This is a genomic window from Emcibacteraceae bacterium, assembly GCA_041396985.1.
Classification (GTDB): domain Bacteria; phylum Pseudomonadota; class Alphaproteobacteria; order Sphingomonadales; family Emcibacteraceae; genus Pseudemcibacter.
The window spans coordinates 563463-575968 of the sequence record JAWKXO010000001.1; the positions used below are offsets into that span (position 1 = coordinate 563463).

Genomic DNA, 12506 nt, shown 5'->3' on the forward strand with positions numbered 1-12506 from the left:
AGGCAATTTTGTGCCAGACTCTGTTCCGGTTATCAGAACGGGAAGCCGGCTGCTTCCCGGGTTCAATTAAAATTTAAAGGCAGAATATGATGAATAATAATGTATCGCTCGTTGGTGTTCCCAGTGATATGGGGGCAAGTGACCGTGGCGCCTCAATGGGACCGGAAGCCCTCCGCGTTGCAGGTATTTTAGAAACATTGAAAAAACAGGACATCAATGTCACTGATGCAGGCGACGTCCGGGGTCCTGCCAATCCAGAACAGCCGCCGGAAAATGGATATCGTCATTTAAAGGAAATAACTGAATGGTCGGAAAATATCCGAAATGCCATTTATAACGAGTTAAAGGCAGGCAAATTACCAATCATGATGGGCGGGGATCATGCCATGTCGATCGGTTCTGTAGCGGCCATTGCAAAATATTGTTCGGAAACTGGAAAGCCAATCTGCATCCTCTGGATTGATGCCCATGCCGATTATAATACCAATGTGACATCCCCTTCCGGCAACATTCACGGAATGCCCGTCGCCGTTGCGACCGGTAACGGTCATCCCGACCTGCTTGCTATCGGTCACGCAATTCCGATGGTAGAACCAGAAAATGTCTACCAGATTGCCATCCGATCCGTTGACGAAAATGAAAAAAAACTGGTGATCGAAAGCGGTATAAATGTTTACGACATGCGCCGAATAGACGAAATCGGCATACGCCAGACCATGCAGGAAATATTGCATGATGTTGCCATTAAAGGCGCCCATCTTCATGTGAGTTTTGATGTGGACAGTCTGGACCCCTCCATTGCGCCGGGGGTTGCGACAACCATTCCCGGCGGCCTTACTTACCGGGAAGCCCAGCTTTGCATGGAAATGATCCATGATTCAGGGCTTATGGGATCGCTTGATATTGCTGAAATCAACCCGGCACTGGACACTAAAAACAGCACGGCTGAAATTGCTGTTGATCTGACAGCAAGTCTTTTTGGCCGCCAGATTTTTCCAACGCATTCACTTGATCAGGGAGAATAATGGCCTAAGCCATAATCATTTGACCCAGTCAAGACCCATATTCTGGTAGCGCTCCTTATCGTCGCTCCATCCTTTTCGTACCTTTACGAAAATGAATAAATGGACCTTGCGGTCAAGCAGCTCTTCCAGTTCTTCCCGTGCCATCTTGCCAATGGTATTAAGGCCCTGCCCGCCTTTACCGATAACCATCGCTTTCTGGCTGTCCCGCTCAACATAAATGACCTGTTCAATCCGCACGCTGCCATCTTTTAAATCTTTCCAGCGTTCCGTCTCAATCGTTGCGGCATAGGGCAGCTCCTCATGATAACGCAGGAAAAACTTTTCCCGGGTAATTTCCGAGGCCAGCATCCTTTCCGTAATATCGGTCAAATGATCTTCCGGATAAAGCCAGGGACTTTCCGGAAGGAATTTCGCTATTTCATTCTGCAGATCGGCAAGACCGTTTCCTGTTTTTGCTGAAATCATCATCGTGGCCTCAAAGCCGCCAAGCTCATTGAGCTCCTTTGACAAAGCCAACAGACTGTCCCGTTTGACAATGTCAATTTTATTAAGAGCCAGAATTTTTTTCTTATTACTTTCTTTAAGTCCTTCGGCAATCAATCTGGTGCTGTCATCCAGTTTTTTTGTGGAATCGACAAGCAGAATAATGACATCAGCATCATTGGCTCCTTCCCATGCCGCCGCTACCATTGCCCGTTCCAGCCTTTTGCGCGGCTGAAAAATGCCCGGCGTATCAACAAATATCATTTGGGACTGGCCATGTACCGCCACTCCAACAAGTCTCGATCTTGTGGTTTGAACTTTATGAGTAACAATAGCAATTTTGCTGCCAACAAGCGAATTGAGAAGTGTTGATTTACCGGCATTGGGCGCCCCTATCAGGGCAACAAATCCACAGCGCTTTGCCTTTATATCAAGCTCTTCTGTCATTCAATTACTTTCATTAAACTGATCACTTATTCCAGCTGCTCTTAAGCCTTGCCAGCATGAGGGAAGCTGCCTGTTTTTCCGCTTCCCTTTTTGACTGCCCCTTGGCTATTTCTTCCCCTTCATCCTGTACCCTGACAGCAATGGTAAAAACGGGTTCATGATCGGGACCAGACTTGTCTATGGTTGTATAGACAGGAGTGGGTCTGCCTGTTGCCTGTACCATTTCCTGTAATTTGGTTTTTGCATCGCGGTCCGCTACTTTCACATTATTGGCAAGATCAACCCAGTTCCTGCGGATAAACTTTTCCGCTGTTTTAAAATCTGAATCAAGAAATATAGCCCCTATAATGGCTTCCACTGAATCGGCTATTATTGTGTTTCTGGTTCGCCCGCCCGTCTCATCACTACTTTTTGCCATATGCAGAAATCTTCCCAGCTCCAGCTTTTTGCCGATTTTTGTACAGGCCTCCCGTCGCACCAGATTTGTATGCCGGCTGGCCAGCCCTCCCTCATCTGCGGTTGGGTGAAGTTCATACATCCACACTGCTATGGCAAGCCCCAAAACGCGGTCACCGACAAACTCCATCCGCTGATAATTTGGATTACCCTCAAGACTGGGGTGGGTTAGCGCTTCACGAAGGAGCGTTTCATTTTTGAATTTATAGCCAAGAATATTATATAACTCAGCATATTGACCTTTATATTCTGTCAATGCTCCACCTGAATTGCTTAGTTAATTTTTGTAAAAAAACGTTCTCTGCGCTCGGCAGGAAACCATTTCCAAAACTCCCACAGGGCACTTTTATTATCAAATGAAAGTGTAATCCACTGTGCTTTACCTATTATATTTTCAGCTGGAACATAACCGACACCTGAACTGCTCGGCCAGCGGCTGTCCTGTGAGTTATCCCTGTTATCCCCCATCGCAAAATAATGGCCTTCAGGTACAATATAGACATCTGTGTCATCTGCCATACTACCCTGCATATACTGAATATCCAGCGTTACATAACTTTTGCCATTTGGCATTGTTTCCTGGATACGGTGAAATCTTTCCTCACGGCCATATTCATCAGTACGAACATAATCATCAAGCTGTTTTGTTGGAATTTTCTCATCATTCAGATAAAGCCGGCCACCCTTAACCTGTATTTTATCCCCCGGAACACCAACAATACGCTTAATATAATATGTATCCGGATCCCTTGGCAGACGAAATACGACAACATCACCTCTCTCAACATCAGACGCAAATATCCTTCCCGGAATGAGTGGCAGACTCCAGGGAAGAGAATGTTTTGAATATCCGTATGAAAATTTCGAGACCATCAGGAAGTCGCCAACCATAAGATTTTTCAACATCGATTCTGATGGAATGGAAAATGGCTGCAATACAAACGTTCTGAAAGAAATGGCAATCAGAAAGGCATAAAAAATTGTCTTAAAGAAATCCGCCCAGCTTTCGTCTTCTTTTAACAGGACTGATTTCGCCAAATCCTTGGCAATTGCTTTATCTTCTTTTTCGCTCATGAACTGTAACCATTTGTAATTTTTTCACTATACCCTAATCCTTCATTCAACACATAGCAATAACCCATGAAATATAAAATCTCAAAATATTATTCTATATTTATTCATCACTTTTCAGTGCCGTAAAAATAACAATTGCCTGTGCCATAGGGTGTTCATCTGTAATGGATAGATCAATTTGATACCGCATACCGCTCGGTGTCAGCTCAATTAGCCTTTCAAGTGCCCCGCCGCCAAGTTTTAAAGTCGGCTTACCGGCATCATCATTGATCACACAAATATCCTTCCAATATACCCCCTTGGCTATTCCCGTACCCAATGCCTTTGTACAGGCTTCCTTGGCTGCAAATCTTTTGGCAAAATTTGCCGCCGCATTCCCTTTCGATCTGCAATAATCAATTTCATGGTCGGTAAAAACCCGTTCCATGAATTTGCCACCAAACTGGTTTAATGATTTTTCGATACGGCGGATATCCACCAAATCATTTCCCAGACCTATGATTCTCATTTAGTAATTCCAATATGGCTTAAATGTGACGTGCCTAGCAATTTTCCCGTCCCCTGTCCATCAGCCTGCGCATTTCAATAATAGTGCCTTCCAGGCCAACAAAAATTGCTTCCCCAATTAAAAAATGACCAATATTGAATTCCGTAAATTCCTTAATTCTGGCCACTGCTTCAACTGTTTCATAGTTAAGTCCATGTCCTGCATGAACCTCAAGATCCAGCTCACCACAACACCTGGCCCCAACTCTCAGCCTTTCCAGCTCATCTTCCCTTTCTTTGCCATGTGCATCTACATAGGAGCCCGTGTGTAGCTCAACCTTGTTCGCACCAAGCTCTTTCGACGCTTTAATCTGATCTGGGTCGGGATCAATAAATAGACTGACGCTAACCCCTGCTGCTTTAAGTTTGGCAATATACTCTTCAAGATGTTTATAGCTGCCAATCACATCCAAACCACCTTCAGTGGTCAGTTCTTCGCGTTTTTCTGGTACAATGCATGAAGACGCAGGCTTTAATCGGGTGGCTATTTCAAGCATTTCTTCTGTAGCGGCCATTTCAAAATTTAGGGGAATTGAAATTTCTGCCATTAACCTTTCAATATCACTGTCTTTTATATGCCTTCTGTCTTCACGAAGGTGGGCCGTAATACCGTCCGCCCCTGCTTTTTGAGCAAGCAGAGCAGCCCTGATCGGGTCCGGATGAAAGCCGCCGCGGGCATTTCTCACTGTGGCGACATGATCAATATTGACACCTAGCCTAATTCTATTGCTGCTCATTATATTTACCCTTCTTCATTTTCATCTGTCTTCTTTTCAGACGGTTTATTTTATATTGTGAAACCAATTTGTAAATCGGCCAGTAAAACGCTATCCATAACATCCCCCCAATGATAACACCGCCGAGCAACATTGGTAAAAAAACTGTTTCAAAAAATGGTTCTAACGCCTTTAACGGATCATTCACAAGATCAACAATTGTAAAACTGCTGAACATTTCACCCATTTTGATCATAATATCATCAGTTGCCTGCCAGCCGAGTATTTTAATTCCCAAGTCATAGGTTACTGCCCAGATTATTGGAAAAGTCCAAGGATTGCCGACCGCCGTTCCGATCGCTGAAGTAAAAATATTCCCTCTGACAATCCAGGCAATTATTGCAGCAATAACAAAATGAAGTCCTACAAATGGGGTAAAGGAAACCGCTGCACCACAGGCAAACCCTGAGGCAATGGCATAAGGCGTTCCGTCAATTCGGGCAATGCGGTGATGAAGATAGCTGGCCGCACGTCTCCAACCTGATTTAGGCCACAAAAACTCTCTCAGCTTTTCAAATAGGGATTGTTTTTTTCGGCGCTTAAACAGGACGAAACCTCTTAAATTTGTAATGCTATTTTTTTAAATCACGACTTCCCGGCTTTACAGCCTCGGTATTTTTCAGATGCGCCGGCAGGTTATCTGCCGAATATGCCGGAATTTCAAGCCCCATTAATGACACCAGGGGGACACCCACATCCACTTTACCGTTGCTGCGGTCCACGAGACAGCTGGCTGCGACCACCTTACCACCGTATTTTTCAATTGTTTCAATACATTCCCTGGAAGAAAGTCCTGTTGTGACAATATCTTCGGCCATTAAGACATTTGCCCCTTTCGGGATTTCAAAACCACGGCGCAGCTCAAACATGCCTTCAACCCGTTCAGTGAAAATAGCATTGACACCAAGCTGTCGACCCATTTCATAGCCCACAATCACTCCGCCCATGGCTGGGGAAACCACCATATCTATTTCAGGCTCTATATTTAATCTGATTTTTTCTGCTAAAGCACTACAAAGCCGGGCTGCCCTTTCGGGGCACATAAGAACCCTTGCGCATTGGAGATACATTTCACTATGAAGGCCGGATGAAAGCAGGAAATGTCCTTCCAGCAGTGCTTTTGCATCTCTGAATTCATTTAAAACGGCTTGCTTGTCCATGGCTATCCTTTTTGTTTATGTAAATGCCCGCTCTATGGTATTAACGAATTTGCTGGCTCTTAGAGCAGAAATAATGTCTGTCAAATGTTTAACATCTCTGACCTCAAGATCAAGCTCAATTCTGAAAACGTCAGCGGATCTTTCGCTGAATTTTATATTACTGACATTACCATCATCCTGCGCAATAATGGACAAAACAGAAGCCAGTGCCCCCGGCACGTGTTTTATTGTCATATCAGCACGACCGATAAAAATTTCCGAATCTTCATCCTTAGGATGCCAAGACAGATCAAGCCAGGCTTCGGGCGCTTCTGTATAAACATCCAGAGCTTCACAATCTATGGTATGGACCATTATGCCCTTTCCTTCCGAGACAATCCCGACTATTCGGTCCCCCGGCAGCGGATGGCAGCATTTGGATATATGAACAGGCAATCCGGGTGTAAGCCCTTTAATAGGCAGCTGATTATCGCCACCTTTGTGGGTTCGTTTGGTGTCCAGAATAATTGGTCCGGATTTTTTAACATCTTTTTTGTCTTTAAGTCTTGGGAAAATGATTTCGAGTACTTTCCTGTCTGAAACCTCACCACTGCCGACTTTCTCAAATACCGTTGATGATCCGCCATCCAGATTAAGCTTATTGGCAGCGTCATTAATTGACTTGATTGTATATTCACGATTTTCCTGTTCAAATGAATGTTTCAGAATTTCTTCACCAAGCCTGATATATTCCTGTTTTTGCTGCTGTCTGGTATAACGCCGAATTGCCGCTTTTGCTTTTCCGGTAACGACAAAATTTTCCCAGCTTTTATGAGGCTTCTGTGCTTTTGAGGTTAATATTTCAACCTGGTCACCATTTGACAGTATCCGTTTCAGCTGAACAGGTTCACCATTCACTTTGCCGCCCACACATGTTTCACCGATGATTGTATGAACAGCATAGGCAAAATCAACAACCGTGGAGCCGGACGGAAGATTGATCAGCTCGCCTTTGGGGGTAAAGCAAAAAACCTGATTCTGATACATGGCAATTTTCGTATGTTCCAGAAATTCTTCCGGGTCAGCTGCATGCTCAAGTATTTCCAGAAGGTCACGAAGCCAGCGATAATGAACGCCGTCTTTTGGCGAGGCATCATTTTTATAACGCCAGTGTGCGGCTACCCCTTTCTCGGCAATAATGTCCATTTCGGTTGACCTGATCTGAATTTCAATTCGTTTTCTTTGCGGGCCGATTACCACTGTATGGATAGACTGGTATCCGTTTGGTTTCGGCATGGAGATATAATCTTTTAAAAGTCCGGGCACTGCCTGCCATACCTGATGAATGACGCCGAGCGCCTTATAACAGTCCCCCACATCGTCGACAATCACCCTAAAGGCAAACAGATCAGCCTGATTTTCAAGGCTTACATTTCTGTATGTAATTTTCTTCCAGATTGAGTAAGGCTGCTTCCTTCTGCCGATCACCTCTGCATCAATAAAATTTTTGGCAAATATTTTTTCAAGCTCCGTAATCACTTCATCACGGATATTTTCTGTGTTGGCATAAAGATAATCGAGCCTTTTCATAATCGACTCGTGCGCTTCCGGATAAACGTGAGGAAAAGCGAGATCCTCAAGTTCATTCATCAGCTCCTGCATTCCTATCCGTTCTGCAAGCGGCGCGTATATATCCAGTGTCTCGCGTGCAATCCGCGCCCTTTTATCCGGGTTTTTGATATAATGAAGTGTACGCATATTATGGAGGCGATCAGCAAGCTTGACCAGCAACACACGTATATCATTTGACATCGCCAGTAGGAATTTACGAAAATTTTCCGCCTGCTTTGATGTTTCAGATGTATATTCAAGCTCAGAAAGTTTGGTTACACCATCAACCATTTTGGCAATGTTGGTACCGAAAAGTTCTTCGATCTGCTCATAAGTGGCAACCGTGTCTTCAATCGTATCATGAAGCAGTGCCGTGACAATGGTATCGCAGTCAAGCTGCATTTCCGTGAGGATTCCTGCAACTTCAAGCGGATGAGAAAAATAAGGGTCACCGCTTGCCCGTTTCTGCAAACCATGCGCTTTCATGGAAAAAACATAAGCCCGGTTCAGACGGGCCTCGTCTATATCCGGGTCATAAGCCTTGACCATATCTACCAGTTCAAATTGACGTATCACCAGCCAAATTCCATATTAAGTTCGTATATTCTGGCAGTGTACAAAAAAAGACCTGCTGAGAACACCTCAAACAAGTCTTTTTTATAAATATTTTTTGTGCTGTTATTCGTCGTCGTCTTCGTCGTCGAAATCTGCTTCCGCCCTGGCAACATCAGCCTTCACTTCCATAGCTACTTTTGAAAGATTATCGGCAGTCATATCCTGATTATTTTCTGACAATTTCTGCTCCGCGAGCAACAGTGAAATATCATCTTCTTCAGGCTCATCAACCTCGACATGCTTTTGAAGGCCATAAAGAATTGCTTCTCTGATATCTTCCGGCTGAATAGCATCATCGGCAATTTCACGAAGAGCAACAACAGGATTTTTGTCATTATCACGCTCAACTGTGATGGGAGCTCCGGCTGAAATCTGACGCGCACGACGAGCGGCAAGCAGCACAAGCTCAAAACGGTTATCAACTTTATCTTCGCAATCTTCTACGGTAACGCGTGCCATAGTGCACATTCTCCATATAAATAAATAAAAAAGGGCTTATACAATTGTTACCCTGTTCTGTAAAGGCGATATATAGCAATTTTAAGGGGAAATGGCTATAAAAGTCTTACAATTCCATCAGAAAGTTGCTCATTTTGCATGGTCTTTATATTTTTCTTCAACACCGGATGCATCCAGACGCCCGCTATTTCCGCTGCCGGAATCAGCACAAAGTCTCTTAAATGCATACGCGGATGCGGGACAATCATACCATCATTTGTATTTTTAGAGACCACTGCCAACCACTCTTTTTTACTCGGATATATTTTGTCGTGATAACATAAAAGATCCAGATCGATAATACGTGCTTCCCATCTTTCCCGTCTTACACGACCAAGATTCTGTTCAATTTCATGCATTAATTTCAGGAGTTCTGAAGCAGATAAAGAAGTTTCTACAGAAATTACGGCATTAACATACCATGGCTGGTCAGATTTTGGCACAGGCTCCGTTTCATAATATCGGGATTTTTTTAAAATTTGAATCCCACTTGCCTTAAGTTCATTAATGGCTGCATCAAGTATTTCGCTGGACGATTTATAGTCAGCAGTTGTCAGATTACTGCCCAGGCCAATTAAAATCATGAAAAGTCCGATTACTATTAAAAACAGTTGCTGTTTACAGTATCTGTTATAAATGAGCCAGTAAAATTACTTATAAAGCTTCTAAATCTTTTCATTTCTCTTCCTGTTCCACTTGCCAAAATTTTATGTTATAATGAAACATATTTTATTTATTTTTCAGGAATTTTATTATGCTCTTTTACCCAGAAGAAAAATTGGCCATTTTTATTGACGGCTCTAATCTTTTTGCCACCGCCAAAGCCCTTAATTTTGACATTGATTATAGCCGGTTAAGGCTTTATTTTGCCAGCCAAAGCCGGTTGCTTCGGGCCAATTATTACACGGCCCTCATTGAAGATATGGAATATTCGCCGCTAAGACCACTCGTCGATTGGCTTGATTATAACGGCTATACACTCATAACCAAACCAACGAAGGAATTCACAGATCAAAACGGTGAAAAGAAGATCAAGGGCAATATGGATATGGAACTTGCCATTGATATGATGGGTATGGCTGAGCATGTTGACCATATGGTGCTTTTTTCAGGCGATGGTGATTTCAGACGCCTTGTCGAATCCCTGCAGCGAAAAGGGGTCAGGGTTTCTGTCGTCAGCAGCACCAAAACCAATCCGCCGATGATTGCAGATGAACTTCGACGTCAGGCAGACAGCTTTATTGAAATTGCCAATATGAAAGAGGAATTCGGGCGAAGCGCATCTACAGCTGCCACCGGGCATCCCAGAATATGAAAAATTTAAATCTTATTAAAAAAAACACGGAATTGCTTCCCGGCAATGCTCCGCTTGATTGCGTCCTTTGCCCACGTCTGGTTGCTTTCAGGGAAGAAAACAGAAAAAAGTACCCGGATTTCTTCAATGGTCCGGTCCCGGCATTTGGTGACCCCAATGCAGAACTCCTGATCATCGGCCTTGCCCCCGGCCTTAAAGGGGCTAACCGTACCGGACGACCATTTACAGGTGACTATGCCGGAGACCTGCTTTATCCGACGCTTTTGAAATTCAATTTTGCAAGCGGACAATTTCTGGCACGTATTGATGACGGCCTGATTTTAAAAAATACCATAATCACCAATGCTGTCAGATGCGTTCCGCCACAAAATAAGACAATGGGCGCCGAAGAAAAAGCATGTCGACCATACCTTATTGAACAGATTGAAAAGCTTCCCAAAATCCGCATAATCCTAGCGCTGGGCCTAGTTGCCCATAATGCCGTACTGTCCACCTTTGGCGAGAAAAAATCAGCTTTCAAATTCGGCCATAACCGGATGCACACTCTTTCAAACAAAATTCAATTGATCAATAGCTATCATTGCTCAAGATATAATACCAACACGGGACGACTGACGACTGAAATGTTTGAGAATGTATTTAATCAGATCAAAAATTATCTGGGGAGCAATAATTGAAGATTTTCATATATATTTTTGCATTGATGATGCCCTTAACATTATGGGCGCAGGGACGTTTTGACGGTGTTGAAATCACAGCGACAAAAATAACCGACGGTCTTTATATGCTACAGGGCAACGGCGGAAATATTGGAGTATCAGTCGGTGAAGACGGTATTTTTCTTATTGATGATCAATATGCCCCATTGACCGATAAAATTCTGGCCGCACTTCGAAAATTGTCAGACAAAAAAATCCATTTCGTCTTCAACACCCATTATCATGATGATCATACCGGCGGGAATGAGAATTTAGGCAAAATGAATATTGACATTGCCGCGCATGATAAGGTTTACGAACGGCTTCACGACCAGAATGTCCCTAAAGAAGCGCTGCCCATTATAAGCTTTAATGATAAAATGACATTTCACATGAATGGCTTTACCATCAGAACCAGATTTTACCCGAATGCCCATACTGAAAGTGACAGTGTTATCTTTTTTGAAGGGCGAAATGTCATCCATACTGGCGACCTATTTGAACAAAGCGGTTACCCTTATATTGATATTGATGCTGGCGGATCCTTCATCGGTATGATCAATGCAGTTGATGATGTGCTTAAGACAATTGACGATCAAACCATCATCATTCCAGGACATGGCAGGCTTTCAAACAAGGCTGAACTTGAAAATTATAACGAGGTTCTCAAGAAAATATATAATGAACTCATCCCCCTTGCTGATAAGGGGATAAGCATAGATGAAATAATCAAACTGCCGCTGCTTAGAGACTATGATGACACTTGGGGCAAAGGGGATATAAGAGGCGAAACATTTTTAAAATTTGCCTATAACAGTATCTTAAAAGAACGACAATAATCAGCCATTTGAAATGAACAGTCACTATGATATAGTTTCAAAATATTCCATTGCAAAATATACTCCTGACCATAATAAAATAAGGACATAATCGTGAAAAAAACAATTATTACATTAGCCGCCAGCCTTGCTTTTGCCAGTGCGGCAACCGCGCAGGATTGGGACAAAATCGAAATCAAAACCACCAAAGTCACTGATAATCTTTATATGCTTGAAGGCGAAGGGGGCAATCTTGGGGTTTCAATCGGTGAAGACGGTGTCTTTCTGATTGACGATCAGTATGCCCCTTTAACTGAAAAAATTGTGGCCGCTATCCGAAAACTTTCAAGTGATAAAATTCATTTTGTCTTCAACACCCATTATCACGGCGACCATACCGGCGGAAATGAAAATCTGGGCAAAATGGGAATTGATATCGTTGCCCATGATGAGGTTTATAACCGCCTGAATGAAAGTGGTGCCGCAAAAGAAGCTCTGCCGATCATCACATTTAATGACATGCTGACATTTCACTTAAATGGCATGGATATTAAAACAAGGCATTATCGTTCCGCGCATACTGACGGTGACAGCATCGTTTATTTTGGCGGCAAAAATGTCATCCACATGGCTGATATCATGTTTAATGAAGCCTACCCATATGTTGATGTTGAAGGTGGCGGATCATGGAAAGGCGTCCTGATTGCCGTTAAGGACACCCTTAATCAGATTGATGATCAAACCAAGATTATCCCCGGCCACGGCCCCCTAACCGATAAAGCAGGGCTTAAGATTTATTATGACGTTCTGATGGATATTGACAGCATCTTAAGGCCCCTAGCTGAAAAGGGCTTAACCCTTGATCAGGTTAAGGAAATGGCCCCGCTTAAAAAATATGACGCTGATTATGGAAACGGCTTCATGAACCCGGATACATTTTTAAGTATAGTATATATAGATATTTACAACCATATAAATAGATAAAACAACCTTTGGTATGGTGAA

The 12506-nt window shown here is 43.3% G+C and carries 15 protein-coding genes; 5 read left to right on the forward strand and 10 right to left on the reverse strand.

The window, feature by feature from the left end; translation table 11 throughout:
- Positions 1–86 precede the first annotated feature (86 nt).
- Positions 87–1025: an arginase gene (gene rocF / locus R3D86_02650; GenBank protein MEZ5757102.1), complete on the forward strand. Its 939-nt coding sequence runs from the start codon at positions 87–89 to the stop codon at positions 1023–1025.
- 15 nt (positions 1026–1040) lie between these two features.
- On the opposite strand, the gene era is transcribed toward rocF, so the two are convergent.
- The 10 genes from era to folK form a co-directional block, all read right to left on the reverse strand.
- Positions 1041–1955: a GTPase Era gene (gene era / locus R3D86_02655; protein MEZ5757103.1), complete on the reverse strand. Its 915-nt coding sequence runs from the start codon at positions 1953–1955 to the stop codon at positions 1041–1043.
- 22 nt (positions 1956–1977) lie between these two features.
- Positions 1978–2667, reverse strand: coding sequence for a ribonuclease III (rnc, locus tag R3D86_02660; GenBank protein MEZ5757104.1), 690 nt, complete (start codon positions 2665–2667; stop codon positions 1978–1980).
- Between the two features lie 17 nt (positions 2668–2684).
- On the reverse strand, positions 2685–3485 hold the full coding sequence (lepB, locus tag R3D86_02665) for a signal peptidase I (protein MEZ5757105.1): 801 nt from the start codon (positions 3483–3485) through the stop codon (positions 2685–2687).
- Between the two features lie 100 nt (positions 3486–3585).
- Positions 3586–3993, reverse strand: coding sequence for a holo-ACP synthase (gene acpS / locus R3D86_02670; GenBank protein MEZ5757106.1), 408 nt, complete (start codon positions 3991–3993; stop codon positions 3586–3588).
- Positions 3994–4027: 34 nt separating this feature from the next.
- Positions 4028–4768: a pyridoxine 5'-phosphate synthase gene (locus R3D86_02675; protein ID MEZ5757107.1), complete on the reverse strand. Its 741-nt coding sequence runs from the start codon at positions 4766–4768 to the stop codon at positions 4028–4030.
- A complete protein-coding gene (locus tag R3D86_02680; protein MEZ5757108.1) occupies positions 4755–5303 on the reverse strand; it encodes a DUF2062 domain-containing protein in 549 nt (182 codons plus the stop codon). The genes R3D86_02675 and R3D86_02680 overlap by 14 nt, the downstream gene beginning before the upstream one ends.
- A 76-nt stretch (positions 5304–5379) precedes the next feature.
- Complete coding sequence (gene pyrE, locus R3D86_02685) at positions 5380–5967, reverse strand: orotate phosphoribosyltransferase (protein MEZ5757109.1); 588 nt, start codon at positions 5965–5967, stop codon at positions 5380–5382.
- A 15-nt stretch (positions 5968–5982) separates the two neighbouring features.
- Positions 5983–8133 carry a bifunctional (p)ppGpp synthetase/guanosine-3',5'-bis(diphosphate) 3'-pyrophosphohydrolase gene (locus tag R3D86_02690; GenBank protein MEZ5757110.1) on the reverse strand — a complete coding sequence of 717 codons (2151 nt, stop codon included), beginning with the start codon at positions 8131–8133 and terminating at the stop codon, positions 5983–5985.
- 102 nt (positions 8134–8235) lie between these two features.
- Complete coding sequence (gene rpoZ / locus R3D86_02695) at positions 8236–8631, reverse strand: DNA-directed RNA polymerase subunit omega (GenBank protein MEZ5757111.1); 396 nt, start codon at positions 8629–8631, stop codon at positions 8236–8238.
- 95 nt (positions 8632–8726) lie between these two features.
- On the reverse strand, positions 8727–9254 hold the full coding sequence (gene folK / locus R3D86_02700; protein ID MEZ5757112.1) for a 2-amino-4-hydroxy-6-hydroxymethyldihydropteridine diphosphokinase: 528 nt from the start codon (positions 9252–9254) through the stop codon (positions 8727–8729).
- A gap of 170 nt (positions 9255–9424) precedes the next feature.
- On the opposite strand from folK, the gene R3D86_02705 reads away from it, so the two are divergent.
- From R3D86_02705 to R3D86_02720, 4 genes are all read left to right on the forward strand, one after another.
- On the forward strand, positions 9425–9985 hold the full coding sequence (locus R3D86_02705) for an NYN domain-containing protein (GenBank protein ID MEZ5757113.1): 561 nt from the start codon (positions 9425–9427) through the stop codon (positions 9983–9985).
- Complete coding sequence (locus tag R3D86_02710; protein ID MEZ5757114.1) at positions 9982–10662, forward strand: uracil-DNA glycosylase; 681 nt, start codon at positions 9982–9984, stop codon at positions 10660–10662. Before R3D86_02705 ends, R3D86_02710 begins: the two co-directional genes overlap by 4 nt.
- The gene (locus R3D86_02715; protein ID MEZ5757115.1) at positions 10659–11522 is read left to right on the forward strand and encodes an MBL fold metallo-hydrolase; all 864 of its coding nucleotides are present in this window, start codon (positions 10659–10661) and stop codon (positions 11520–11522) included. The genes R3D86_02710 and R3D86_02715 overlap by 4 nt, the downstream gene beginning before the upstream one ends.
- A gap of 93 nt (positions 11523–11615) precedes the next feature.
- Positions 11616–12485: an MBL fold metallo-hydrolase gene (locus R3D86_02720; protein ID MEZ5757116.1), complete on the forward strand. Its 870-nt coding sequence runs from the start codon at positions 11616–11618 to the stop codon at positions 12483–12485.
- Positions 12486–12506 lie beyond the last annotated feature (21 nt).

Excerpts from the sequence above, each read along its gene's own strand:
- rocF (MEZ5757102.1), top strand. The coding sequence starts at position 87 with ATGATGAATAATAATGTATCGCTCGTTGGTGTTCCCAGTGATATGGGG.
- era (MEZ5757103.1), bottom strand. The coding sequence starts at position 1,955 with ATGACAGAAGAGCTTGATATAAAGGCAAAGCGCTGTGGATTTGTTGCC.
- lepB (MEZ5757105.1), bottom strand. The coding sequence starts at position 3,485 with ATGAGCGAAAAAGAAGATAAAGCAATTGCCAAGGATTTGGCGAAATCA.
- acpS (MEZ5757106.1), bottom strand. The coding sequence starts at position 3,993 with ATGAGAATCATAGGTCTGGGAAATGATTTGGTGGATATCCGCCGTATC.
- R3D86_02675 (MEZ5757107.1), bottom strand. The coding sequence starts at position 4,768 with ATGAGCAGCAATAGAATTAGGCTAGGTGTCAATATTGATCATGTCGCC.
- pyrE (MEZ5757109.1), bottom strand. The coding sequence starts at position 5,967 with ATGGACAAGCAAGCCGTTTTAAATGAATTCAGAGATGCAAAAGCACTG.
- rpoZ (MEZ5757111.1), bottom strand. The coding sequence starts at position 8,631 with ATGGCACGCGTTACCGTAGAAGATTGCGAAGATAAAGTTGATAACCGT.
- folK (MEZ5757112.1), bottom strand. The coding sequence starts at position 9,254 with ATGATTTTAATTGGCCTGGGCAGTAATCTGACAACTGCTGACTATAAA.
- R3D86_02705 (MEZ5757113.1), top strand. The coding sequence starts at position 9,425 with ATGCTCTTTTACCCAGAAGAAAAATTGGCCATTTTTATTGACGGCTCT.
- R3D86_02710 (MEZ5757114.1), top strand. The coding sequence starts at position 9,982 with ATGAAAAATTTAAATCTTATTAAAAAAAACACGGAATTGCTTCCCGGC.